The organism is Mesorhizobium sp. B2-4-17 (assembly GCF_006441275.1).
Classification (GTDB): Bacteria; Pseudomonadota; Alphaproteobacteria; order Rhizobiales; family Rhizobiaceae; genus Mesorhizobium.
In genome coordinates this window covers 117810-141067 of record NZ_VFUX01000009.1, presented here as the reverse complement: position 1 = coordinate 141067, position 23258 = coordinate 117810, and the positions used below count along the sequence as shown (strand labels likewise).

The 23258-nt window shown below is 63.5% G+C and carries 25 protein-coding genes; 6 read left to right on the top strand and 19 right to left on the bottom strand.

Annotation, left to right across the window (positions count from 1 at the left end):
- Window positions 1-55 precede the first annotated feature (55 nt).
- The 4 genes from FJ548_RS09645 to FJ548_RS09630 all read right to left on the bottom strand — a co-directional run bounded on the left by FJ548_RS09645 (window position 56) and on the right by FJ548_RS09630 (window position 3939).
- The gene (locus FJ548_RS09645; RefSeq protein WP_140491110.1) at window positions 56-1219 is read right to left on the bottom strand and encodes an acyl-CoA dehydrogenase; all 1164 of its coding nucleotides are present in this window, start codon (window positions 1217-1219) and stop codon (window positions 56-58) included.
- A gap of 4 nt (window positions 1220-1223) precedes the next feature.
- The gene (locus FJ548_RS09640; protein WP_140777726.1) at window positions 1224-2318 is read right to left on the bottom strand and encodes a carnitine 3-dehydrogenase; all 1095 of its coding nucleotides are present in this window, start codon (window positions 2316-2318) and stop codon (window positions 1224-1226) included.
- Window positions 2315-2944: an HD domain-containing protein gene (locus FJ548_RS09635; RefSeq protein WP_140777725.1), complete on the bottom strand. Its 630-nt coding sequence runs from the start codon at window positions 2942-2944 to the stop codon at window positions 2315-2317. Before FJ548_RS09635 ends, FJ548_RS09640 begins: the two co-directional genes overlap by 4 nt.
- Before the next feature lie 77 nt (window positions 2945-3021).
- A complete protein-coding gene (locus FJ548_RS09630; RefSeq protein ID WP_140777724.1) occupies window positions 3022-3939 on the bottom strand; it encodes a 3-keto-5-aminohexanoate cleavage protein in 918 nt (305 codons plus the stop codon).
- 78 nt (window positions 3940-4017) lie between these two features.
- Here FJ548_RS09630 and FJ548_RS09625 point away from each other — a divergent pair, with 78 nt between their 5' ends.
- Window positions 4018-4998 carry a GlxA family transcriptional regulator gene (locus FJ548_RS09625; protein WP_140690863.1) on the top strand — a complete coding sequence of 327 codons (981 nt, stop codon included), beginning with the start codon at window positions 4018-4020 and terminating at the stop codon, window positions 4996-4998.
- Window positions 4999-5062: 64 nt separating this feature from the next.
- Here the strand turns inward: FJ548_RS09625 and FJ548_RS09620 are convergent, their stop codons facing one another.
- The 3 genes from FJ548_RS09620 to xylA all read right to left on the bottom strand — a co-directional run bounded on the left by FJ548_RS09620 (window position 5063) and on the right by xylA (window position 7657).
- The gene (locus tag FJ548_RS09620) at window positions 5063-5860 is read right to left on the bottom strand and encodes a TIGR01458 family HAD-type hydrolase (protein WP_140690865.1); all 798 of its coding nucleotides are present in this window, start codon (window positions 5858-5860) and stop codon (window positions 5063-5065) included.
- A 65-nt stretch (window positions 5861-5925) separates the two neighbouring features.
- Window positions 5926-6129 carry a hypothetical protein gene (locus FJ548_RS09615; RefSeq protein ID WP_140690867.1) on the bottom strand — a complete coding sequence of 68 codons (204 nt, stop codon included), beginning with the start codon at window positions 6127-6129 and terminating at the stop codon, window positions 5926-5928.
- A gap of 202 nt (window positions 6130-6331) precedes the next feature.
- Window positions 6332-7657 (bottom strand): xylose isomerase, encoded by a 1326-nt coding sequence (xylA, locus tag FJ548_RS09610; protein WP_140606652.1) that lies wholly within the window; start codon window positions 7655-7657, stop codon window positions 6332-6334.
- A 113-nt stretch (window positions 7658-7770) separates the two neighbouring features.
- Here xylA and FJ548_RS09605 point away from each other — a divergent pair, with 113 nt between their 5' ends.
- Complete coding sequence (locus FJ548_RS09605) at window positions 7771-8133, top strand: nuclear transport factor 2 family protein (protein ID WP_140606651.1); 363 nt, start codon at window positions 7771-7773, stop codon at window positions 8131-8133.
- Between the two features lie 263 nt (window positions 8134-8396).
- Here FJ548_RS09605 and xylB read toward each other — a convergent pair whose 3' ends face one another.
- From xylB to FJ548_RS09585, 3 genes are all read right to left on the bottom strand, one after another.
- A complete protein-coding gene (xylB, locus tag FJ548_RS09595; protein ID WP_140777723.1) occupies window positions 8397-9851 on the bottom strand; it encodes a xylulokinase in 1455 nt (484 codons plus the stop codon).
- Between the two features lie 80 nt (window positions 9852-9931).
- Window positions 9932-11257: a tetratricopeptide repeat protein gene (locus tag FJ548_RS09590; protein ID WP_140606649.1), complete on the bottom strand. Its 1326-nt coding sequence runs from the start codon at window positions 11255-11257 to the stop codon at window positions 9932-9934.
- Window positions 11258-11359: 102 nt separating this feature from the next.
- Window positions 11360-11983: a LysE family translocator gene (locus tag FJ548_RS09585; protein WP_140606648.1), complete on the bottom strand. Its 624-nt coding sequence runs from the start codon at window positions 11981-11983 to the stop codon at window positions 11360-11362.
- A gap of 515 nt (window positions 11984-12498) precedes the next feature.
- Between FJ548_RS09585 and FJ548_RS09575 the strand changes: the two genes are divergently transcribed.
- From FJ548_RS09575 to FJ548_RS09560, 4 genes are all read left to right on the top strand, one after another.
- Complete coding sequence (locus tag FJ548_RS09575) at window positions 12499-13266, top strand: L,D-transpeptidase (protein WP_140606646.1); 768 nt, start codon at window positions 12499-12501, stop codon at window positions 13264-13266.
- A gap of 284 nt (window positions 13267-13550) precedes the next feature.
- The gene (locus tag FJ548_RS09570; protein WP_140606645.1) at window positions 13551-14717 is read left to right on the top strand and encodes a diphosphate--fructose-6-phosphate 1-phosphotransferase; all 1167 of its coding nucleotides are present in this window, start codon (window positions 13551-13553) and stop codon (window positions 14715-14717) included.
- Between the two features lie 44 nt (window positions 14718-14761).
- Entirely contained in the window at window positions 14762-15481 is a 720-nt protein-coding gene (locus FJ548_RS09565) for an MBL fold metallo-hydrolase (RefSeq protein WP_140777737.1), read from the top strand.
- Window positions 15482-15688: 207 nt separating this feature from the next.
- Complete coding sequence (locus FJ548_RS09560) at window positions 15689-17224, top strand: DegQ family serine endoprotease (protein ID WP_140690878.1); 1536 nt, start codon at window positions 15689-15691, stop codon at window positions 17222-17224.
- A 56-nt stretch (window positions 17225-17280) separates the two neighbouring features.
- Here FJ548_RS09560 and coaA read toward each other — a convergent pair whose 3' ends face one another.
- The 9 genes from coaA to hisB are packed head-to-tail and all read right to left on the bottom strand — an operon-like array spanning window position 17281 to window position 23054.
- Entirely contained in the window at window positions 17281-18240 is a 960-nt protein-coding gene (gene coaA, locus FJ548_RS09555) for a type I pantothenate kinase (RefSeq protein ID WP_140606643.1), read from the bottom strand.
- Between the two features lie 25 nt (window positions 18241-18265).
- Window positions 18266-18589: a phosphoribosyl-ATP diphosphatase gene (locus FJ548_RS09550; protein WP_140606642.1), complete on the bottom strand. Its 324-nt coding sequence runs from the start codon at window positions 18587-18589 to the stop codon at window positions 18266-18268.
- Between the two features lie 60 nt (window positions 18590-18649).
- Window positions 18650-19444: an imidazole glycerol phosphate synthase subunit HisF gene (gene hisF / locus FJ548_RS09545; protein WP_181168747.1), complete on the bottom strand. Its 795-nt coding sequence runs from the start codon at window positions 19442-19444 to the stop codon at window positions 18650-18652.
- A complete protein-coding gene (locus FJ548_RS09540) occupies window positions 19441-20277 on the bottom strand; it encodes an arginase family protein (protein WP_140777721.1) in 837 nt (278 codons plus the stop codon). Before FJ548_RS09540 ends, hisF begins: the two co-directional genes overlap by 4 nt.
- Window positions 20274-21023 (bottom strand): 1-(5-phosphoribosyl)-5-[(5-phosphoribosylamino)methylideneamino]imidazole-4-carboxamide isomerase, encoded by a 750-nt coding sequence (hisA, locus tag FJ548_RS09535; RefSeq protein ID WP_140690889.1) that lies wholly within the window; start codon window positions 21021-21023, stop codon window positions 20274-20276. Before hisA ends, FJ548_RS09540 begins: the two co-directional genes overlap by 4 nt.
- A gap of 4 nt (window positions 21024-21027) precedes the next feature.
- A complete protein-coding gene (locus tag FJ548_RS09530; RefSeq protein WP_140606638.1) occupies window positions 21028-21318 on the bottom strand; it encodes a DUF1330 domain-containing protein in 291 nt (96 codons plus the stop codon).
- A 3-nt stretch (window positions 21319-21321) separates the two neighbouring features.
- Complete coding sequence (gene hisH / locus FJ548_RS09525; RefSeq protein WP_140690891.1) at window positions 21322-21972, bottom strand: imidazole glycerol phosphate synthase subunit HisH; 651 nt, start codon at window positions 21970-21972, stop codon at window positions 21322-21324.
- A 1-nt stretch (window position 21973) separates the two neighbouring features.
- Window positions 21974-22450, bottom strand: a complete 477-nt coding sequence (locus FJ548_RS09520; RefSeq protein WP_140777720.1) for a DUF2628 domain-containing protein — start codon at window positions 22448-22450, stop codon at window positions 21974-21976.
- Window positions 22451-22454: 4 nt separating this feature from the next.
- A complete protein-coding gene (gene hisB / locus FJ548_RS09515; protein ID WP_140606635.1) occupies window positions 22455-23054 on the bottom strand; it encodes an imidazoleglycerol-phosphate dehydratase HisB in 600 nt (199 codons plus the stop codon).
- Window positions 23055-23258: the final 204 nt, after the last annotated feature.

Genomic DNA, 23258 nt, shown 5'->3' with positions numbered 1-23258 from the left:
ACAAACGATCTCGTTTGTCCGCCAAAACCGAATCCCGGTTTTGGACGATCATGCTCTAAGCTCCGAACGGACGCAGCAGCGCCCGCGAAATAATATGTCGCTGAATCTCCGACGTGCCTTCCCAGATGCGCTCGACGCGGGCATCGCGCCATATGCGTTCCAGCGGCAAATCGTCCATCAGCCCCATGCCACCATGGATCTGGATCGCCTCGTCGGCAACATAGGCCAGCATTTCAGTGGCTTTCAGTTTGGCCATGGCCATGTCCTGATCGGTGACAGTGCCCTGATCGTACTTCCAGCCAGCCTCGAACACCATAAGGTCGGCGGCCTTCAGTTCAGTCGCCATGTCGGCGAGCTTGAACGACACGCCCTGGAACTTGCCAATCTGCTGACCGAACTGCTGGCGCTGCGCGGCGTATTCGACCGCATGGCCAAGCGCCCGCTCGGCGCGGCCGAGACATGTGGCGCCGACCTGCAAACGTGTGGCGCCCAGCCAGGAATTGGCGACGTCGAAGCCTTTATGCACCTCTCCCAGCACCTGGCTCGCCGGCAGCCGGCAATCGTCGAATTCGAGAATGGCGTTGGTGTAGCCGCGATGCGAGACGTTGCGGTAGCCGTCACGCACCGTGAAACCCTTAGTGCCCTTGTCGACGAAGAAGGCGGTGATCTTCTTGCGTTTGCCGCGCGGCGAGTCCTCTTCACCCGAAGCCATGAAGACGATGGCGAAATCGGCAAGATCGGCGTGGGAGATAAAGTGCTTGGTGCCGTTCAGCACCCAGTCGTCGCCATCCTGCACCGCGGTCGCCTTCATGCCGCGCAGGTCCGAGCCGGCGCCGGGCTCGGTCATCGCCAGGCAGTCCCATTTCTCGCCACGGATGCAAGGGAAGAGATATTTTTCGCGCTGTTCGGGCGTGCCGGCGAGCAGGATGTTGGAGGGGCGCGCCACGCAGGTCCAGTGCAGGGCATAGTTGGCACGGCCGAGCTCTTTCTCGTAGAGCAGCCAGGTCACCGTATCGAGCCCCGCGCCGCCGACATCGGCCGGCATGTTGGCGGCATAGAGGCCGGCCTCGATCGCCTTGGCCTTCAGCTCCTCTATGAGCTCGCGGCGCAGCACGCCGGTGCGCTCGACCTCGCGCTCATGCGGGTAAAGCTCATTCTCGACGAAGGCACGCGTCGTCTCGACGATGAGCTTCTGCTCTTCCGACAGACCAAAATCCATGGCCTCAGCCCTTCTTCTTGTTCTTCGGCTTGTCCGCCTTCTTCACCGGCTCGGAGGCCTTGGCCTTCTCGGCCGCCTTTGAAGCGGTCGGCTTCTTCGCCGCCAGCTTGGCGAGCTGCGTGGTGTAGTCCTTGTGCAACGCGCCGGCGCCCCAGCCCTTGCCCTTGTTCTGCTTCGACAGCGCATCCATGATGGCGACCAGATTGTCGTCGCGAATCTTTTCCAGCTCGCGGATCGAGAGGCCATGCGCCTGGTCGTCCGACTGGGTGGCGATCAGATCGACCAGCTCGTCATTGAACTCCGGCACGTCCATCAGCTTGGTCCATGGCCATTTCAGGCACGGCCCGAACTGGGCCATGAAGTGGCGCATGCCGGCTTCGCCGCCGGCGACACGGTAGACCTGGAACATGCCCATCTGCGCCCAGCGCAGGCCGAAGCCGTAGCGCATGATGTCATCGAGTTCCTCGACGGTGCAGATGCCATCCTTGATCAGCCACAGCGCCTCGCGCCAGGCGGCCTCGAGCAGGCGGTCGCCGACGAAGGCCTCGATCTCCTTGCGGATGACGACAGGCTTCATGCCGATCGAAGCATAGATCTCCTTGGCGACCTCGATCGCTTCGGGAAAAGTCTGGTCGCCGCCGACGATCTCGACAAGCGGCAGGAGATAGACCGGATTGAACGGGTGGCCGACGACCAGCCGTTCCGGATGCTTCTTCATCGCCACCTGCATGTCGGTCGGCTTGATGCCGGAGGTGGAGGAGCCGACAATAGCGTTGGCCGGCGCATGGGTGTCGATCTCGGCCAGCACCTTGTGCTTGAGGTCGAGCCGTTCGGGCACGCTTTCCTGGATGAAATCGGCATCGGCGACCGCTTCGGCGATGGTCTTGGCGAAGGTCAGCTTGCCTTCTTTCGGCAAGCCACCGGGCACCATCTGCTTGTAGGCGCGGCGCGCGCCCTTCATCACTTCGCTGACCTTGCGCGACGCCTCGGGATCCGGATCGAAGATCGCCACGTCGATGCCGTTGAGCAGCAGGCGCGCGACCCAGCCGGCGCCGATGACACCGCCACCGATGGCGGCTGCCTTGTTGATGATGCTCATAGGGAGGCTCCGGTTCTTGTCCTGGCTGTTTCGGGATCGATGAGCGGCACGCGCTCGCCGGCGCGTATCACCTGGGGGTCGTAGGCGTTGCGGGCGAAGACTTCGAGAACGAAAGGCCGGAAGAAGTCGATCGGCAGCGTTTCGTAATCGGGGTCGAAGCTCGACTGGTCCCAGCGCTCGCAGAACTGGTCGCAGTCGTCGAAATAGGCATGGCCGGTGAAACGGTCGCGGGAATGGCGGTTGCCGCCAAGATGATGGGCATAATAGAGCCGCTGGAAATCGCCGTGCTTTTCCACCACCCAGGTGCATTGCTCGCGCACGAAGGGTTTCAGGATCGACGCGGCATATTCGTCATGATTGTAGGGCGCATAGATGTCGCCGATGTCGTGCAGCAATGCACAGGCGATCCAGTCCGTATCGGCGCCGTCGCGCCAAGCGCGTGTCGCCGCCTGCAGCGAATGGCCGAGCCGGGTGATCTTGTAGCCGGAAAGGCCCTCATCCAGTTGCACCAGCGCGTCGAGCAATCGCTCGCCGGTCTTGGCCGCATAGTCGATTTCATGCGCGGTCAGGAACTCGTAGTCGTCCCTGTCGCCATCCTTCATCGCGGTGAATTTAACAGTCGTCATCTGCGCCTCCCCGGTTGGCTTGCTGAGAGCATGATCTTTTCCGAAAGCCGGCTACGGCTTCGGGATCAAGCTCTGGCTCACGCCGCGATCGGCGCCCGCTTGGTCAGGTTGAGCTTCTTGCGCACGTCCTCGGGCCCGAGGATCGTGGCGCCGAGATTGGTGACGATGCTGGCGGCGCGCTCGACCAGCTGGGCGTTGGTCGCCAACACGCCCTTGTCGAGCCACAGATTGTCTTCCAGCCCGACTCGGACGTTGCCGCCGGCCAGCACCGCGGCGGCGGCATAGGCCATCTGGTTGCGGCCGATGGAGAAAGCCGACCAGTTCCAGGTCGACGGCACGTTGTTGACCATCGCCATGAAAGTGTTGAGGTCGTCTGGCGCGCCCCACGGCACGCCCATGCACAGTTGCACCAGCGCGTTGGGGTTCAGCACCTTTTCCTCGACCAGTTGCTTGGCGAACCAAAGATGGCCGGTGTCGAAGGCCTCGATCTCGGGCTTGACGCCGAGCGCCGTCATCATGCCGCCCATGGCGCGCAGCATGCCGGGCGTGTTGGTCATGACATAGTCGGCCTCGGCGAAATTCATGGTGCCGCAGTCGAGCGTGCAGATCTCCGGCAGGCACTGGCGCACATGTTCCATGCGGTTGGTGGCGCCGCCCATGTCGGTGCCCTTTTCGTTGAGCGGCAGCGGCGCTTCCGGCGAGCCGAAGACCATGTCGCCGCCCATGCCGGCGGTGAGGTTCAGCACCACGTCGACATTGGCCTCGCGGATGCGCTCGGTGACCTCACGATAGAGATGCACGTCGCGCCTGGGCTTGCCGGTTTCGGGATCGCGGACATGGCAATGGACGATGGCAGCACCCGCCTTGGCCGCGTCGATGGCCGAATCGGCGATCTGCTTGGGCGAACGCGGCACATGCGGGCTGCGATCCTGCGAACCGCCGGACCCGGTCACGGCACAGGTAATGAAGACCTCACGGTTCATCGCGAGCGGCATGGAATTTCTCCTCCCATAGAAACAGACCACAACAATGACCGACTTGCCGGAAACTGTTTTGCGTTTTACGAAGCTTCCATGATCAAAAGCGAAAAACCCGATATCTTTCGTGCCGAACGCTCGCCGCTCAAGGTGACGCTGCTGGTGTTTTCCGGCTCGTCCATCATGTGCGTCGCGTCGGCTGTCGATCCGCTGCGCGCCGCAAACCGCATCTCAGGCGAGACATTGTTCGATTTCAAGCTGGTCTCGGTGACCGGCGAGGCTCCGGTCACCACGTGCGGCCTGCCGGTGGCGGTCAGCGGCCGCTTCGATGCAAACGAACCAACCGACGTTCTTGTCGTCGTCGCTGGCTTCGGCACCCAGAACTACGCGACATCGGCGCTGCTCTCGGGCTTGCGCCGCGCGGCGCGGACGGCCCGCGCCTGCGGCGGCGTCGAGGCCGGCACATGGCTGGTGGCGCGTGCCGGCCTGCTGGAAGGGCGCAGCGCCACCACCCATTGGGAAGATATGGAAGATTTTTCATCGGCATTCCCCGGCGTCGATGTCCGTCCGGACCGCTATGTCATCGACGGGCCGGTCTTCACCTCGGGCGGCGCCTCGCCAACCTTCGACCTGATGCTGCATCTCATTCGCACGCGCCTAGGCATGGCCGTGGCGCTCGATGTCGCCAGCGTCTTCATCTACGATCAGGCGCGCGCCGCGACCGATGCCCAACCGCTGGTCTCGCTCGGCCGGCTCGACGGCTACGATCCCCGTCTGGCGCAAGCCATCCGGCTGATGGAAGCGCATGTCGACCAGCCGCTGACCATAGAGGCGGTCGCCAAGCGCGCCGGCGTGACCGCACGGACACTGGAAAGCATCTTTCGCAAGTCGATCGGCGAGACGCCGGGCGCTTACTATCTCAGGCTGCGCCTGGGTGCCGCACGACGGCTGGTGGTCGACACGCGGATCGCGATGGCAGACATTGCCGGGCGGACCGGCTTTTCGTCCGCAGCCGCATTTTCCAGGGCGTTTTCCAGGGCTTTCGGTGAAGCGCCGGTCAGGCTGCGGCGCGGCTGACAATGCATGTCGCCCAAAACTGCCCAGCGGTTTAGGGCGACATGCATCAAAACAAAACAAAGACTTAAAGCGCGTCGCCTGAATCCGTTTCAGCGCGGCGCGCTTTAAGTATCCAGTCTGTCGCGGCGGCGAGGTCGTCGACCAGTGCCGTCGGCGCCGGGTCGAAGCGCGTTTCGTCGCCAGGACGGTACTTGCCCGTTCGCACGAGCAGCGCCGCGCCAAGCCCGGCGCGCAGGGCGCCGGCGACATCACTCTCCGCATCGTCGCCAACCATGATCGCATCGGCGGCCGGGCAATTCAAGCCGGCAAGCGCCGAGAGGAAGAAATCGGGTGACGGTTTGCCGAGCACGACAGGACTTCGCCCGCTGGCGAATTCGAGGGCCGCGACGAAGGCCCCGGCATCGAGGCTGAGCAGGCCGTCGGCATCCTTGAAGGTGCGGTTGGTGGCAAGAGCCAGAAAATCGGCGCCGGCAACGAGTTCGCGAAACGCCCGGTTGAGGCTTGCATGGTCGAAGGCATCGCCGGCGTCACCGACGACGACAGCGCGGCCATTGCCGCCGTCCAGGCCTGAAAACTCGGCTTCGAGGTCTGGATGGACGAGCAGATGAGGCTGGCGGTCGTGCCTGCGCAACCATTCGACCGCGGCACGCGCCGGCGTCAGCAGTTCCTCGTCCTTCACGCGGACGCCCAGAGCGGCAAGCTGTGCGAGGATTCTGTCGCGCGGCGAACGTGTCGTGTTGCTGACAAAGCGAAGCGGCAGGCCAGCCTTGCGCAGGTGTTCGACGGCGGCCACGGCGCCCGCGATCTGGGTGTCGCCATCGTAGACGACACCCAGAATATCCAGGAGCACCGCGCGTATCATCGATGCAGGATGGAGAAAGCGTCTCCATTCGTCAAACCGCGGAAGAATCTGAAATAACCGAAGAATCAGGCGGCGTCGCGGCCTTCGCTGACGATGCGCGAGCGCATGCTCTTGGCCAGTGCCGTTTCGAGCCGCGCGGCGACCGCGCGATCCCATTCATTTGTCTCGCGGGCGCTGTCTTTCGAATGCGGCAGCGCCATCAGCCGATCGATGATCGAACCAGCCTCGCCAGGTGAGAGTAGGGCGTCGATTTCACGTTCGTGCTGCATATCGTTTCGCCTCCTTTCCTTCCCGCCACGAGCCACTCTTATACGAGATTCGTGACGACCATTTGAAGGCAGGAGCGGGGCGATTAAGGGGCGGTGCGGGGCAAAAGATTGTCCCTGATTTCGGCATGGCGCGCAGAAGATTTCCGCGCGCCAACTTTCGAACGGATCGGTTGCCGGCCTGGATTGCTGGCTGGCAAACGTCTCAAACGTAGCGGTTGACGATGTTCTCCAGCAGCTCCTGGCGGCCGGAGCGCGGCTGCGGCTCGATCTTCTTCTTCACCACACGCTCGGCGATGTCCTCAAGCGTGCGCTTTCCCGACAGCATCGCCTTGGCCTCGGCGCTGTTCCAGCCGGCGTAGCGTTCGGCCAACGGTCCCGACAATGCCTTGTCCTCGACCATGCGCGCCGCCGCCTTGAGGCCGCGCGCGCAGGCGTCCATGCCGCCAATATGAGCGATCAGCAGGTCCTGCGGCTCGAGCGACTGGCGACGCAGCTTGGCGTCGAAATTGGTGCCGCCGGTCTTGAAGCCGCCGCCTTGCAGAACCTGGTAGTAGGCAAGCGCCATCTCCGGCACGTTGTTGGGGAACTGGTCGGTGTCCCAGCCGGACTGGTAGTCGTTGCGGTTCATGTCGATCGAGCCGAAAATGCCGAGCGCGTTGGCCAGCGCCAGTTCGTGCTCGAAGGAATGGCCGGCAAGGATGGCATGGCCTTGCTCGATATTGACCTTGACCTCCTTCTCCAGGCCGAAGCGCTTGAGGAAGCCATAGACGGTCGCGACATCGTAATCATACTGATGTTTTGTCGGCTCCTGCGGCTTCGGCTCGATCAGGATGGTGCCCTTGAAGCCGATCTTGTGCTTGTAGTCGACAACGAGGTTGAGGAAGCGGCCGGCCTGTTCCTGCTCGCGGGCAAGGTCGGTGTTGAGCAGCGTCTCATAGCCTTCGCGGCCGCCCCACAGCACATAATTCTCGCCCTTCAGCCGCTTGGTGATGTCGATGCAGCTTTTCACCGTCGCGGCCGCATAGGCAAACACATCCGGATCGGGATTGGTGGCGGCACCAGACATGAAGCGGCGGTTGGAAAACAGGTTCGCCGTACCCCACAAGAGCTTGACGCCAGTCTGCTTCATCTTGGTGGCGAAATAATCGGCGATCTCATCCAGGCGGGCGGCGCTCTCGGAAAAATCCTTGCCCTCCGGCCGCACATCGGCGTCGTGGAAGCAGAAATAGGGGGTGCCGAGCAGCGAGAACATCTCGAAGGCGACGTCCGCCTTCAGTTTTGCCAATTCCATCGTGTCGATGCCGCCGGCCTTGGGGAACCAGGGGCGATCGAAGGTCTGGCCGCCGAACGGATCGCCGCCCGGCCAGGCGAAGGAATGCCAATAGGCGACGGCAAAGCGCAGATGATCCTCCAGCCGCTTGCCGGCCACCATTTCGTCCGGGTTGTAGAACCGGTAGGCCAGCGGATTGGTCGAATCCGGTCCCTCATATTTGATCTTCTGGATGTTGCCGAAAAATCCGCTGCTCATAATTCCTGTCCTCTCTCGAATAGTTCGCCCTGATTACCTCAGGCGTAATTGGTTTCGGTCCTGGGCTGGTCGAAAAGGCTGGTGTCAAAACCGTCAGACAAAGGAGACAGACCATGACCGACCTCAACAGAATAGCCGAGGGCTACATCACCGCCTGGAATGAAAGCGACGCCGGCCGCCGCGCCGAATTGCTCAAGGCGACCTTCACCGAAGATGTCAGCTATCGCGATCCGATCATGCAGGGCGACGGCCATGACGGCGTCGCGGCCCTGATCGACGGGGTGCAGCATCGTTTTGCCGGCTTCCGGTTCTCGCTGAAGGGCATGCCGGACGGCTATGCCGACAAGATCCGCTTCTCCTGGAACCTTGGCCCCGAAGGCACGGACTCCGTCGTCGAGGGTACCGATATCGGCGTCATCGAGAACGGTCGGCTGAGGAGCGTTACCGGCTTCCTCGACAAGGTGCCGGCGCAGTGAGGAAAGTCCGCGAATGTGCGGTGGAACGCACCAATCGCCAAGATGGGCGCTGCCCCTCATCGCCCTGCCGGGCACTTCTCCCCGTATAGTGACGGGGAGAAGGGGACTGTCCCCAACTCCGGCACCCTTCTTGAAACAATGGCGATTGGCGAAATCGGCGATGCTAGCGCCCCTCTCCCCGTCTCTATACGGGGAGAGGATGCCGGCAGGCAGGTGAGGGGCAGCGCCAGCGTGCGGAAAAGAATGGTTGGGTGGGCGCCAGCTCACGCGGTTACGGCCTTGATTGCCGGATAGAGCGCGCGGTAGCGGTGATAGGCATCCGCGTAAGCGCCGCCGAGAGCGGCGTGCGGCTCGATCGTGGCATCTGTCCTCGGCGCGGAGCAAACGGCCAGCGGATCGGCGCCGGTCGCGGCGATCAATCCAAGCCTGGCGGCGCCGAAGGCGGCGCCGAAATCACCGTCAGCGGGGATATCGACCGGCATCTGCAGCGCGGTGGCAATCGCCTTCAGCCAGTAGCGCGAGCGCGACCCGCCGCCGATCGCCGTCACCCGCGTCAGCGTGGTGCCAGCTTTCTTCAGGGCTTCGAGGCTGTCGCGGAAGGCAAAGGTGACGCCTTCGAGCACCGCCTGCGTCAGTACGGCGCGGCTGGATTCATGGGCCAGCCCGGTGAAGGAACCACGAATGGCGGAATCATTGTGCGGCGTGCGCTCGCCCGAGAGATAGGGCAGGAAGGACACGCCGCTCGGCGCCTTCAGGGCATCGCCGAGTTCCGATGTCAACTCGCCCGCCCCTTTGCCGGTAATTTCCGACAACCAGTTGAGTGAATCGGTCGCTGACAGGATGACGCCCATCTGATGCCAGGTGTTTGGCAGGGCATGGCAGAAGGTATGGACCGCGCTTGCCGGGTTCGGCAGATAGGATGCGTTGGCGGCGAACAGCACGCCCGACGTGCCGAGCGAGACGAAAGCATGGCCGGCACCGACCGTGCCCATGCCGCAAGCGGAAGCAGCATTGTCGCCGGCGCCTCCGGCAATGGGGATGCCAGCCTCCACGCCCCATTTCGATGCGAGTTCGGCGCGCAACGCGCCGGCCTTTCCGGTGCCCTCGACAAGAGACGGCATGTGCTTCTCGTCAAGAGAGGTGGCCGCGAGCAGGTCCGCGGACCAGCGGCGCTTGCCGACATCGAGCCAGGAGGTACCGGCAGAATCCGACATTTCCGAAATATGTTCGCCAGTGAGCCAAAGCCGCAGGAAATCCTTTGGCAGCAACACCTTCGCCACCTTGGCAAAGACGGCGGGCTCGTTGTTTTTCACCCAGGCGAGTTTCGGCGCGGTGAAGCCAGGGAAAACGATGTTGCCGGTGAGCTGGCGGAAGCGCGGATCGGCGTCGAGCGCTGCCGCCTCGACATGGCTGCGCGTGTCATTCCACAGGATGCAGGGGCGCAGCACCTTGTCGGCCGCATCGAGCAAGGTCGCGCCATGCATCTGGCCCGACAGGCCGATGCCCTTCGCCGCCGCCAATTGCTTAGGGTGGGATGCCTTGAGTTCGGCAATCGCGTTTTCGCAGGCGCGTATCCAGTGCGACGGGTCCTGCTCGGACCAGCCGGGATGCGGCCGCGAGACGTCAAGTGAACCATGGCCGGAGCCGATGACGGTCTGTCCGGCATCGATCAGCAGCGCCTTGACGCCCGACGTGCCCAGATCGATGCCGAGAAACATGTTTTCCTCCCACCATTATTTTTTTCGGAACTCGAAAAAACCCCGGCCGAGCCAGTTTCTAAGGCAAGATCCGCTCCGGGTCAATTCTCTGACAAATCGGCCGCGCGCCGCGAAAACAACGCCGCCAGCGGACTGTCCGGCCGCGCCATCGAACGCTCGGCCGTGAGCGCCGTGGCGAGCGCGCCGTCACCGGCCCTTAGCGCCGCTTCGATCAGCGTCAGGTCGATGACGTCGCGCTGCGCATGGCTGCCGCCGAAACGGTTGGCGATCGCCCGGATCGGCCGGATCAGGCCTATGGCCTCAGGGTAATTGCCTTCGCCGAACGCCTTGATTCCCAGCGTAAAGGGGTGGCCGACATCCCGGGTGAACGTGGCATTGTCGTCATTACCGGCCATGGCCTCGCGCTGCGCCTCGAGCAGGGTCCGGGCCGGCGCGTCGAGCCCGGCGCCTACAAAGGCCATCATCGCATGCGCGTCGTTGAAGGCGTAGTTGGCGGCGCCGGCCTTGGGAGCCCAATTGGCGGCCAGCGCTGCCCAGCGGTCACCGACATCGGCGCCGCCGAGATAAAGCCGCCACAGGATCGCCGAGGCATCGACCATGTTGAGCGCCAGCATCGATCGCGCGCCGTAGATAGGACCGTCATAGAGCGCCAGCACCTCATCGGTATCGCCGAGGTCATAGTGGAACAGCGCCAGGTGCCACCAATTGTGCACCTTGAGGAAGCTCTCCCTTGTCCATGCTTCCGGATTGGCGCGCATCCAGGCGATGCCATCCCTTTGCCGGCTTTGCATTTCCATGACATGCGCCACGGCGTGCTGCGCCCAGCCGTCGCGCGGCTCGATCTCGACCGCCGTGCGGCCGAGCTTTTCGGCCCGTATGTACTCGCCCATCTCCTCCAGCCCGAAGGCCTGCATGCCGAGAATGGCATGGTAACCCGGCATGTCGCTTTGCCATGACGGCAAGGCGCGCGCGATGCGATCACGCAGCATACGGGCGTTGCCGGTGAAGAAGTCGATCTGGTGCCCGACCTGCAGCGCCACCGCGTCGAGCGGGAAGTCGATGGCGATGTCATCAAGAATGCCCGCGGCCTCGTGCCAGCGCCCGTTTGCGAGGCGGCCGAGGGCCGAGACATGCGCCTGCTCGCGCTTTGTCGCGGCAAGTGGCAGCGCCGCCTCATGGCAGGCCCTTGCCACCGCCATCGCCTCGCGCTCGGTGGCAAGGCCAAAGAGATAGCCCTTGAAGACATGCGCCATCACAAAACCGGGATCCTGCGCGATGGCGCGGTCGACGGCAGCCACCGGATCGCCGATAAAGCATTGCAATTGGCGCACCGCCTGGCTGTAGAGCGTGAACCCCGCTTCCGTCGCGCCTGAAAATGCCAGGCCGAATGCATCCTTGACTGGCATGCCTCGTCTTCCAAGAGCCCTATAAGGTCCGATCCTAGAGCATGATCAGCGGCCACGCCAAGCCCAGCGTCGCGGCAGGCGGTCACCCGGTTGCTCGAACCTCTAATTGCCCGAACGCATCGCCATCGTGGCGATGCCGGCGCCGACCAGCAGCGTGCCGCCGGTGCGGTTGAAGATGCGGATCGCCTTGGGATTGCGCACAACGGCACGTGCCCGCGAAGCGACCAGCGCGTAGCCGAACGCATTGGTGAAGGCCAGCGCCAGGAAGGTCGTCTCGAAGGTCAGCATCTGAGGCCAGAAGTCGGCATGCCGGTCGAGGAACTGCGGCAGGAAGGCGACGAAAAAGGTGATGCTTTTCGGATTGAGCGCGGTGACTAGCCAGGCATGCGCCATCATCCTCGCGGAGGAAACCGCATCGCTTCGAGGCTCGGCCTTGAGCGCGCCGCCGGCGCGGAACAGTTTCACGCCGAGATAGATCAGATAGCCGGCGCCGATCAGCTTCAGGATGGTGAAGACACCAGCCGAAGCGGCCAGCAGGGCGCCAATGCCCAGCATCGACAAGGTCATGGCGGTGAAGTCACCCAGCGCCACGCCAACGGCCATCGGCAGGGCGGTGCGCCAACCCTGGCCCAGCGCATAGGACACGACCAGCAGGATGGTCGGGCCCGGAATGATGAGAAGGATCGTCGACGCGGCGGCGAAAGCGGCCCAGTTTTCGAAGGACATGTCTGTCTCCCTTGGGTTAAGGAAAAGGATAAATCCTGAGCCCTGGGAGAATGTAAAGAGGCCTGGTTTTTGTTTTACGCAAAATACGGGCGCAAAAGACCGCCATGCAGTTTTCCTGGAAATTGCCACACCATCAATTGCGCCAACGGCAGGTCGGCGTCAGCTCGCGACGCCCAGCCTGCTCACCATGTCGGCCAGGCTGACATTGGCACCGAGAACCATAGCCGCGATAATGGCAGGGGCAAAAAGCTTGATGTCGGTTTTTAACGTCTTGCACATGGAGACCCCTCACTGATCGGCCGGTCCTTAGGAAAGGCCGGCGCCGGCATTATGGCCTGACCTGGGTGTTTTTATGCAGGAACGCCCGGTCGGCCGCCGCCGGGTGTGGCCGGACGCCGCCAGGCGGCGCGCAAATGCAGGCGGTGCAAGGCATTCACGCTTTATCAACCATGAATGACGAAAATGCCTGACATTGGCCGGACCGTGCTTCCCGCCGACAGCGTAGGGTTGGGTATATGCGTGAGTTGCCGCAAGGTCCGACGCCATCACGAAACGGCGACGCGATCGAAACCGATATTCTTCTCTCCCGCCGCGCCATTTTGTCTGGCGCAGGCGCATTGGCTTTGCTCGGCGTCGCCGGCTGCTCGACCTCGGGCGGGGGTCTGCCGGCACTTCAGCTCGACGATACGGTCACCGGCGCGGTGCCTCCGATCCGCCCGGCGATCAGTGTCGACAAGAACATCACCAGCCCCGACGTCATGTATGCCGGTTTGACCGATGGCGGCTTCAACGTGCCCGACGTGCCTTACCTTAAGGTCAAGCCGGAATTCCGCCGCCAGATCGTCGTCGATCCTACCGGCGAGGCACCCGGCACCATCGTCGTGCGCCTGCAGGAGCGCAAGCTCTATCTCGTCCAGACTGGCGGCGACGCCATCCGCTACGGCGTCGGCATCGGCAAGGACGGCTTCCGCTGGTCGGGCCGCGCCAACATCCAGTACGGCCGGGAATGGCCGACCTGGACGCCGCCGCGCGAAATGATCGCCCGCAAGCCTGAACTGGTGAAATGGCAGGGCGGCCAGCCCGGCGGCCTCACCAATCCGCTCGGCGCCCGCGCGCTCTACATCTACCAGAACGGCAAGGATACGGGCTACCGCATCCACGGCTCGCCCGAGTGGTGGAGCATCGGCCAGGCGATGTCGTCGGGCTGCGTGCGCCTGATCAACCAGGACATCATCGACCTCTACAGCCGCGTTTCGAAGAAGAACCCGGTCGTCGTCGTCTGATCGTTTCAGGCGGCCGGCGGCCGCCTTCTGTTCTGGTTTGAGCATGATCTTTTCCGAAAACCGATCCCTATTTTTCGGGATCATGCTCCGGATTCTGCCGTTGCGCGACGCCGCAAGACAGGCGAAGGTGGCCTGAAAACCATCGCCTGGAGCCGGGTGATTTCAGGTCCATTCGACCTGGAATCTGAATCTGTCTCCAAATTCAGAAAATAGAACATGATGTCGTCCGAAAACTGCTTCACACTTTTCGGCATCGTGCTCTAGGCTCTAGGGAGAGATCAAGCATGGCCGGAACCTTCGTCATCGCGCAGGGCGGCGGCCCGACCGCCGTCATCAACCAGACGGTTGTGGGCGCCACGCTGGAGATCCGCAAAAGGCACCCCGGCGCCAAGGTGCTGGGCTCCATCCACGGTGTGCGCGGCATCCGAGACGGCAATTATGTCGACCTCTCCGCCATCCCGGAGGACCGGCTGCGGCTGATTGCCGGAACGCCAAGCGCGGCGCTGGGCTCGACGCGCGACAAGCCGGATGCCGCCTATTGCGAGGTCATCCTCAAAGGCCTGCAGAAGGCCGGCGCCGACGCCTTCATCTATATCGGCGGCAACGACACGTCGGGCACGCAGCAGATCCTGACCGACGCCGCCGGCGGCAAGATCGCCTTTGTCCATGCGCCCAAGACCATCGACAATGATCTCGAGGAGAACGACCATACGCCGGGCTTCATCTCGGCGGCCGAATTCGTTGCCGGCGCCTTCCTGTCCGTGGACCTCGATTTTCGCGCCCTGCCCGGCATCTATGTCGGCATCGTCATGGGCCGGCATGCCGGTTTCCTGACCGCGGCGGCCGCGGCCTGGCAGCTTGATCCCGACAGCGGCCCGCACCTTGTCTACGTGCCGGAGCGGGCGTTCTCGGCGGCCGGCTTCATCGACGATGTGCGCGCCACGCTCGACCGCCACAAGCGCTGCATCGTCGCCGTGTCGGAAGGCGTCAGCACCGCCGACGGCAAGGCATTGGTCGAAAGCCTGGTGCCCCCGGAGAAACTGGAACGGGACCAGCATGGCAACGTCAAGCTGTCGGGCAGCGACCTGCCGGCGGCGCTTGAAAGGGCCCTGGCCGACGGACTGCCAGGCAAGCGTGCCCGCGTCGATGCCCTTGGCTACATGCCGCGCGGCTATGTCGGCGCTATCAGCGCGGTCGATGCGCAGGAGGCTTTCGATGCCGGAGCCTTCGCCGTCTCTGTCGCCGAACAGGGCGGCGGCTCCGTGGCGCTGCAATATGACGGCACCAAAACGGTGTTGAAGAAGGTGCCGCTGAAGAATGTCGCCGGCAAGACCCGCCACATGCCGGATAATTTCATGAAAGCCGACGTCAACCAGCTGTCCGATGCCGGCATGGCCTACCTCAAGCGGCTGGTGCCGGAAAAATACAAGGTCGGGAAACCGTTCGTCTAATGCCCGGCTCACACTTGATGTCCGGCTCACACATGATGCCGGCAATGCCGGACTGGTTCAGCAAGAGTATCGTCGACGAGAAGACGACGATGCTGACCGAACCGTTCGTGCATGGCTATGTGCGCGCCAATATCTGGCATCTGCACGGCCGCGACGCCGACCTTCTGGTCGACACCGGCATGGGCATCTGTCCGCTGGCGCCGGAGATCGAGACGCCAAATGGCAAGCCGCTTCTGGTGGTCGCGACGCACATCCATCTCGACCATGTCGGCTCGCTGCACGAATTTCCGCTGCGGGCCGGGCCAAGGATGAGTGCGGCGCAGTTCGAAACCATGAATGACGCGGCGACCTACGCCTACATGTTCCACAACCTCGAAGGCGCCGTCTCGAAACTGCCGGCGCCAGGCTGGAGGTCGGCTGATTACAAGATACCGCCGGCGCCATTGACGCGGACGCTTGGCGAAGGCGACGTCGTCGATCTCGGCGACCGGCACTTCCGCGTCCTGCATCTGCCTGGACATTCGCCGGATTCGATCGCGCTGTTCGACGAGGCCGACGGCCTGTTCTTCAGCGGTGATGCCATCTACGACGACACGCTGATCGACGATCTGCCGGATTCCGACCGCGCCGCCTATATCAGCACCATGCGGCGCCTGCTCGACCTGCCGATCCGTATCGGCCATGGCGGCCATGGCCCGAGCTTCGACGGCAAACGCATGCGCGAGATCGCGTCGGCCTATCTTAATCGCCATGACGGTCCGTGAGCCCGTGCTGAATTAAATCTTCGTAAGGTCGGCCCAAAACCCTAAATCAGGCCGATCCACGCCCTAGATAACTGGTTGTCGATCCGGCCGGCCGCCATGTACGGCGAGGCAGGCGATCCCGGTGGTCGACACGCCGACAGGCGCGGCTCCCAAGTGCGCCTGCGGCGCCGGTTCAACGCTCGCCCGGACAGAACGACCATGTCACCCATGAGCATTCTTCGCAGACATCGCGTCGCGGCCCTGCTGGGCGCTGCGCTGATCATCTCCCCCGTCGTCGTCTCATTCGCCCAGAACACCGGCAACACCGGCTTGAGCACCGTCGCTGCGACGACCCAGACCCCCGTCGTGGGGACCAAGGCCCCTAATGGTTCGCTGGCGCCGGTCGTGGCCACCACCAAGCCGGCCGTCGTGACGGTCACAACGGTTATGAAGGCACAGGCACAAACCATGGGCGAACCCTCGCCCTTCGGCGGCAATTCGCCTTTCGATGACTATTTCCGCCAGTTCTTCGGTGATCAGGGCGCTCCGATGCCCAGAACGCCGCCCCAGCAGGTACCGCGCCAGGAAGCCCTCGGATCCGGCTTCATCGTGGGCGCGGATGGCACCATCGTGACCAACAACCACGTCGTCGACGGCGCCACTTCGATCAAGGTCACGCTCGACGACGGCACCGAGCTTCCCGCCACGCTGGTCGGGCACGATGCCAAGAACGATCTGGCGGTGCTCAAGATCAAGACCGACAAGCCGCTGCCCACCATAAAATGGGGCGATTCCGACAAGCTGATGACCGGCGACCAGGTGCTGGCGATCGGCAATCCGTTCGGCATCGGCACCACCGTCACCTCCGGCATCGTCTCGGCGCGAGGCCGCGACCTGCACAGCGGACCGTTCGACGATTTCATCCAGATCGATGCTCCGATCAACCACGGCAATTCCGGTGGCCCGCTGGTCGACGTGAACGGCAATGTCGTCGGCATCAACACGGCGATCTACTCACCCAACGGCGGCAGCGTCGGCGTCGGTTTCGCCATTCCGTCCGACCAGGCCCAGAAGGTGGTCGCCAAGCTGATGAAGGGCGGCAACATCGAATACGGCTATCTTGGCGTCGAGATCCAGCCTGTGACCCCGGATGTAGCCAGCGCCATCGGGCTCGATCATCCCGGCGGCGCACTGGTCTCTCAGGTCAATGATGGCTCGCCCGCGGCCAAGGCAGGCGTCGAGAGTGGCGATGTCATCACCGGCTTCGCCGGACAGGACGTGAAAGACCCCAAGGACCTGTCGCGGGCCGTCGCCGACGTCGCGCCGGGCGTCAAGGAAACGCTTCAGGTCTGGCGCAAGGGCAAGGCCATGCAGATTTCCGTCGATGTCGGGCGCAACCAGGACGAGGTGAAGACGGCATCGACTGGCAATTCCGGCGCGCCGAGCGCCGAGCAGGGCACGCGCGCGCCGGCGATCGGCCTCGGCCTGATGGACATCACACCCGATATCCGCCAGCAGATGAACCTCGCCGAGAATGAGCATGGGGCGGTGGTTGCGAGCGTCAATCCCGACAAGCCGGCGGCCGCCGCCGGCATCCAGCCTGGCGATATCATCGTCGCCGTCAATCAGGCGCCGGTGAAGAGCGTCAGACAAGTGACACAGGCGATCGCCCAGGCCAGCAAATCAGGCCGCAAATCGGTGTTGCTGCTGGTGGAACGCGACGGTGGCCAGATCTACGTCGCCGTGCCATTCGCCAATGGCTGAGCCGTGGCGCTGATTTGAACAGCGGCGTGGCGGGCTCGTCGGCGACGAGCCCGCCGTTACAGTTTGCGCAGCGCCACTTCCTCGACCAGATGGTCGGCGCCCTTGCGCAGGATCAGGTCGGCGCGGGCGCGCGTCGGCAGGATGTTTTCGCGCAGGTTCTTCAGATTGATGTTGGTCCACAGGCCCTCCGCGATCGCGCGGGCCGAATCCTCCGACAGCTGCGAATAGCGATGGAAGAAGGAGTCCGGATTGCGGAAAGCGGTCTCGCGCAGCCGCATGAAGCGCGAGATGTACCACTGATGGATCAGCTTCTCGTCGGCATCGATGTAGATGGCGAAATCGAAGAAGTCCGACAGAAAAGGCACGATCTTGCCGTCCTGCGGCAGCTTGCCCGGTTGCAGGACATTGATGCCCTCGAAGATCAGGATATCCGGGCGGTCGATGGTGACGAACTCGCCGGGAATGACGTCATAGGTGAGATGCGAATAGACCGGCGCCTGGACGCTGCTCTGCGCCGATTTGATGCCCGAGAGGAAACGCAGCAACGCGCCGACATCGTAGCTGTCGGGGAAACCCTTGCGTTCCATCAGGTTTTCGCGGCGCAGCACCTCATTGGGCAGCAGGAAGCCGTCGGTGGTGATGAGATCGACCTTGGGACTCGACGGCCAGCGTGCCAGAAGTTCCTTCAGCACGCGCGCCGTGGTCGATTTGCCGACCGCGACGGAACCGGCGACGCCAATGATGAACGGCGTCTTGACCACGTCGACGGCGTTGAAGAAGGCCTGGCGCTGCCGGAACAGAAGCTGGCTCGCCTCGACATGGGCGGACAGAAGCCGCGACAGCGACAGATAGATGCGCTTGACCTCTTCGAGGTCGACCGGATCGTTGAGCGAACGCAGGCGGCGGAATTCGTCCTCGCTCAGCGTCAGCGGCGTGTCGGCGCGGAATTGCGACCATTGCTCGGCCGAGAAGAAACGAAAGGGGGAATATTTCTCGGTTTGCGCGAGCTGATCCATCGAGTTTCCTGTCCCTTCCTCGCGATCAGCCCTTGGGCCGCGACGCCTTCTCGGCGATGCCCGAGCGCCCGGTGCGACTCTCAAGCTCCTTGAGCACGTCGCCCAACGGCACACCCGAAATGCCGAGAACGACAAGCCAATGATATAGGAGATCGGCACTTTCCGAAACGAGAGCCGGCTTGTCGCCGTGAACAGCGGCGATCACCGTCTCGACCGCCTCCTCGCCGAGCTTCTGTGCCGCCTTGTCGATGCCGCGCGCGAACAGTTTTGCCGTCCACGAGTCGGGATCGCCGGACTCGGCGCGCTCCCGGACGATTTTTTCCAGATCGGACAGAGAAAACTCGGCCATGCCTGCCTATCTTCTTGTTTAGGCCTGATCTTTCCCGAAAGCCGGCTTCGGGATCATGCTCTAAGACCTGTTGCCGAGGGAGTCCAGCCGCATCGGCAGGCCGGCCTCGGCCATATGCGCCTTGGCTTCGGCGATCGTATAGGTGCCGAAATGGAAGATAGATGCGGCGAGCACGGCACCGGCATGACCATCGCGAATGCCTTCAACCATGTGATCGAGCGTGCCGACACCGCCGGACGCGATGACCGGCGCGCGCACCGCATCCGCAATCGCGCGGGTGAGCGCAATATCATAGCCGGCCTTGGTGCCGTCGCGGTCCATGGAGGTCAGCAGGATCTCGCCGGCGCCGCGATCGACCATTTTCCGGGCGAATTCGACCGCGTCGATGCCTGTCTTCTCGCGCCCGCCATGGGTGAATATCTCCCAGCGGTCGATCTCGCCGGGGCCGGACACTTTCTTGGCGTCGATGGCGACGACGATGCACTGGTTGCCGAACTTGTCGGCGGCTTCGGCGACGAAATCCGGATTTTTCACCGCGGCCGTGTTGATCGACACCTTGTCGGCGCCGGCCAGAAGCAGTTTCCTGATATCGGCGACCTGGCGCACGCCGCCGCCGACGGTCAGCGGCATGAAGCATTGCTCGGCGGTGCGGGCAACGACATCGAAGATGGTCTCGCGGTTGTCCGACGACGCCGTAATGTCGAGAAAGCACAGCTCATCGGCGCCGGCGGCGTCATAGGCCTTGGCCGCCTCGACCGGATCGCCGGCGTCGACGAGATCGACGAAGTTGACGCCCTTGACGACACGGCCGTCCTTGACGTCGAGGCATGGGATGACGCGGGCTTTCAGCATCAGCGGCCCTCTATCGTGGCGATGAGATCGTTGAGCAACTGGCCGACCATCGGCGGCACATCGCCCTGGGCATCGAAGGCCGGATCGTAAGCGGAAACGGTGATGCCAACGACCGGCACCGAAAGCGCCATGGCACAGGTCGCGTCGCGCAACTGTTCCGGGTTCGGACCGCCGGGGGTGACGTAGCGGTTTACCTGCAGATCCTTCGGGTCATGCACGTCGAGATCGATATGCATGTGCACCTTTTCGGCGCCGGCGGCCTTCAGCTTTTCCGTCGCCTGCGCCCAGCCAGGACATTCCGTCTGGATGACGGGCAAAGTCTCGAGAAGTTTTTTCTCCGCCGGATCGAGATCGCGCGCGTTGACGAGCACGCAACGCGGGGGATCGATCGGCTTGAAGCCTGGGATGGACCCCGCCATCGCGCGCCAGCACAGGCCAAGCACGGTCGCCAGCGCCATGCCGTCGAGAAAGCCGTACATGGAGGTCTCGGGCGTGTTGAGGTCGCCATGCTGGTCGGCCCAGATGATCGCATCGGCGCCTTCGCCGGCTACGGCACCGGCTGATGTCAGGCAGTTGCCGGCAAGCACGATGGGAAACCGTCCCCTGTCGATGGCAATGCGGACCTCGCCGGAGACGGCGTTGCAGACGGCAAAGCCGGTGGCGATCTCGCGTTCCTGGTCATCGCCGACCTTGCCGATATCCTCGACGACGACGTCGTGACCGGCCATGGTCAGCGCGTCGACCAACCCGCCCGATATCAGCGCATCCGGCCCTTGGCCCATGCCGCCGTGATAGTGCCCGCTATCATAAGAGGCGAGAATGATGGAGATTTTCACAACCGCGTCTCCACCGCCGCCTTGCCTTGCAGGATCGCCAGCGCCTCGGCCGGGTCGATACGGCCGTCATAGAGCGCGCGCCCGGAAATGGCGCCCTCGAGCTTCTGTGCATCGGGCATGGTCATGCGCACGATGTCGGCGATCGAGGCCAGCCCGCCGGAGGCGATGACCGGAATCGATACGGCATCGGCGAGGTCGATGGTGGCGTTCCAGTTGATGCCGGTGAGCACGCCGTCGCGGTCGATATCGGTGTAGATGATGGCGGCCACACCCACACCCTCGAATTTCCTGGCGAGTTCGATGACGCCGAGGCTGGAGGCTTCCGCCCAGCCCTCGACCGCAACCTTGCCGCCCTTGGCGTCGATGCCGACGGCGATCTTGCCCGGAAAGGCTTTGCAGGCCTGCTTGACCAGATCTGGATCGCGCACGGCGACCGTGCCAAGGATGACGCGGGCAAGGCCACGATCGAGCCAGTCCTCGATCTGGTCCAGCGTGCGGATGCCGCCGCCAAGCTGCACCGGGTTCTTCGTCGCCTTGAGAATGGCGCCGACAGCGGCGCTGTTGACGCTCTGGCCCTTGAAAGCGCCGTTGAGGTCGACGACGTGCAGCCATTCGAAGCCCTGTTCCTCGAAGGCTCTCGCCTGCGCGGCAGGATCATCGTTGTAGATGGTCGCGGTCGCCATGTCGCCGTGCTTGAGGCGCACGCATTGGCCGTCCTTGAGGTCGATGGCTGGAAACAGGATCATCCGTTCAAGCGCCTTCAACGATGACGAAATGACCGGTCGAGGCGGCAAGCCGGAACTTCGAAGCATGCTGATATTCGGGCGAATGATAGCATTCGACCGCCTTGTCGAAGGAATCGAACTCGACCAGTACATGGCGGTTGCCGGTCGGCCCTTCCGGATTTTCATGGCGGCCGGCCCGCACAGCGAATTTCGCGCCATATTTCGCAAAGGCCGCGGCATTGGCCTCGATGTACTGTTTGTACAATTCGGGATCGCGAACATCGATCATCGCCATCCAATAGCCCTTCTTGCTCATGGTCTAGGGCCTCCAGCGCAGGAAATTGGCGATCAGCGCCAGGCCGAGCGCCTGGCTCTTTTCAGGATGGAACTGCGTGCCGACGAGATTGTCGCGGGCGACTGTCGCTGTCACCGGGCCACCATAGTCGGCCACAGCCAGCACTTCGTCCGGCTTTTGTGCATCGAGATGATAGGAATGGACGAAATAGGCATGCAGCCCGTGCGGCCCTGTTGGAATGCCGGCAAACAGCGGATGCTGGCGCGTGAGTTCGATCGTGTTCCAGCCGATCTGCGGGATCTTCAGCGCCGGATCGGCCGGCGTGATTTCCTTGACATCGCCCGATATCCAGCCAAAGCCGTTCGTCACGGTCTTTTCCAGGCCGCGCTCCGACATCAGTTGCATGCCGACGCAGATGCCAAGGAACGGCCGCCCCTTGGCAATCGCCACCTCTTCCACCGCTTCCCACATGCCGGGGACAGCACGCAAGCCAGCCGCGCAGTCGGCATAGGCGCCGACGCCGGGCAGGACGATGCGGTCGGCGCTGCGCACCCGTTCGGCATCGGCCGTCAGGCCGATCTCAGTCGCAATGCCAGCTTCACGCGCGGCACGCTCGAAGGCCTTGGTGGCCGAGCGCAGATTGCCCGAACCATAATCGATGATCGCAACCCGCATGTCAGCGCCGTCCCGGAATGTGGGTCAGCCCCAGTGCCATCCCGGGCTGCGCCGGGCGCGCCAGGGCGGCATCCGGAATCATTCGCGGTGCTGGTGGTGCTTCCTCCGGATGCTTCTCGACCTCCAGCGCATAACGCGTGTCGGCGTCGTCCAACCAGCCGGCCTCAACGACGCCCCACTCGTGCCAGCCGCGCCGGCGGAGTGCCGCAATGCGCAGTCCCTGCCCCTCCAGGCCGACATAGAGCGAGACGAGCAGCGACAGCAGCGAGCCGGCCCATCCAAGGCCAAGTCCTTGGCCAAGCATCGAAAGCACAGCCATGACGACGAAAGTGAACGCCGCTTCGATCCACAGCCGGTTCCAGGCAAACCACAGCGGTGGCACCAGGAGACCGAGCCAGGTGAAGCCATCGCGGATGAAGGCCGTTGTGTCGGCCTTTTCGCCGCGGCTGGGCGGTTCCATCACGACATAGGTGGCCATGAGGCTATCCCTTCAAAGATCCCTTGGTGGAGGGAACCGCGTCCGGCTGGCGCGGGTCGCGCTCCAGTGCCGCACGCAACGCACGCGCCACCGCCTTGAAACAGGTCTCGGCGATATGGTGGTTGTTGGCGCCATAATGATTGGTGACATGCAGCGTGATGCCTGCATTCTGCGCCAGCGCCTGGAAGAACTCGCGCACCAGTTCGGTGTCGAAGGTGCCGATCTTCGGCGACGAGAACGACACATTCCAGACCAGGAACGGACGGCCGGACACGTCGATCGCCGCGCGCGTCAGCGTTTCGTCCATGGCAAGGTCGATCGAGGCATAGCGCATGATGCCGCGCCGCTCGCCCAGCGCCTTGGTCAAGGCCTGGCCGAGCGCGATGCCGGTATCCTCGACCGTGTGGTGATCGTCGATATGCAGGTCGCCCTTGGCCTTGACGGTCATGTCGATCAGGGAATGGCGCGAGAGCTGGTCCAGCATGTGGTCGAAGAAGCCGACGCCCGTCGCAATGTCCGCCTTGCCCGAACCGTCGACATGGACCGACACGGAGATGTCGGTTTCCCTGGTCTTGCGGCTTGCTTCGGCGGATCGGGGCGCCATCACTCTATCCTTGTCCCAGCGGTGCACATCGTGACCGGTTCACGGGCCTCAAGCGCTCGCGGGCTTGAAAACGAAAGCCTTCTACCAGCATGATCCGGCGATTGCCAGTTGCCTTGCGTAGAGGTATCGGCCCTGCCGGAGAGGCGATTTGCAATCGTTCTCCCTATGCATACATATGGCCGATCAAAGTTACTCGTACCGCGC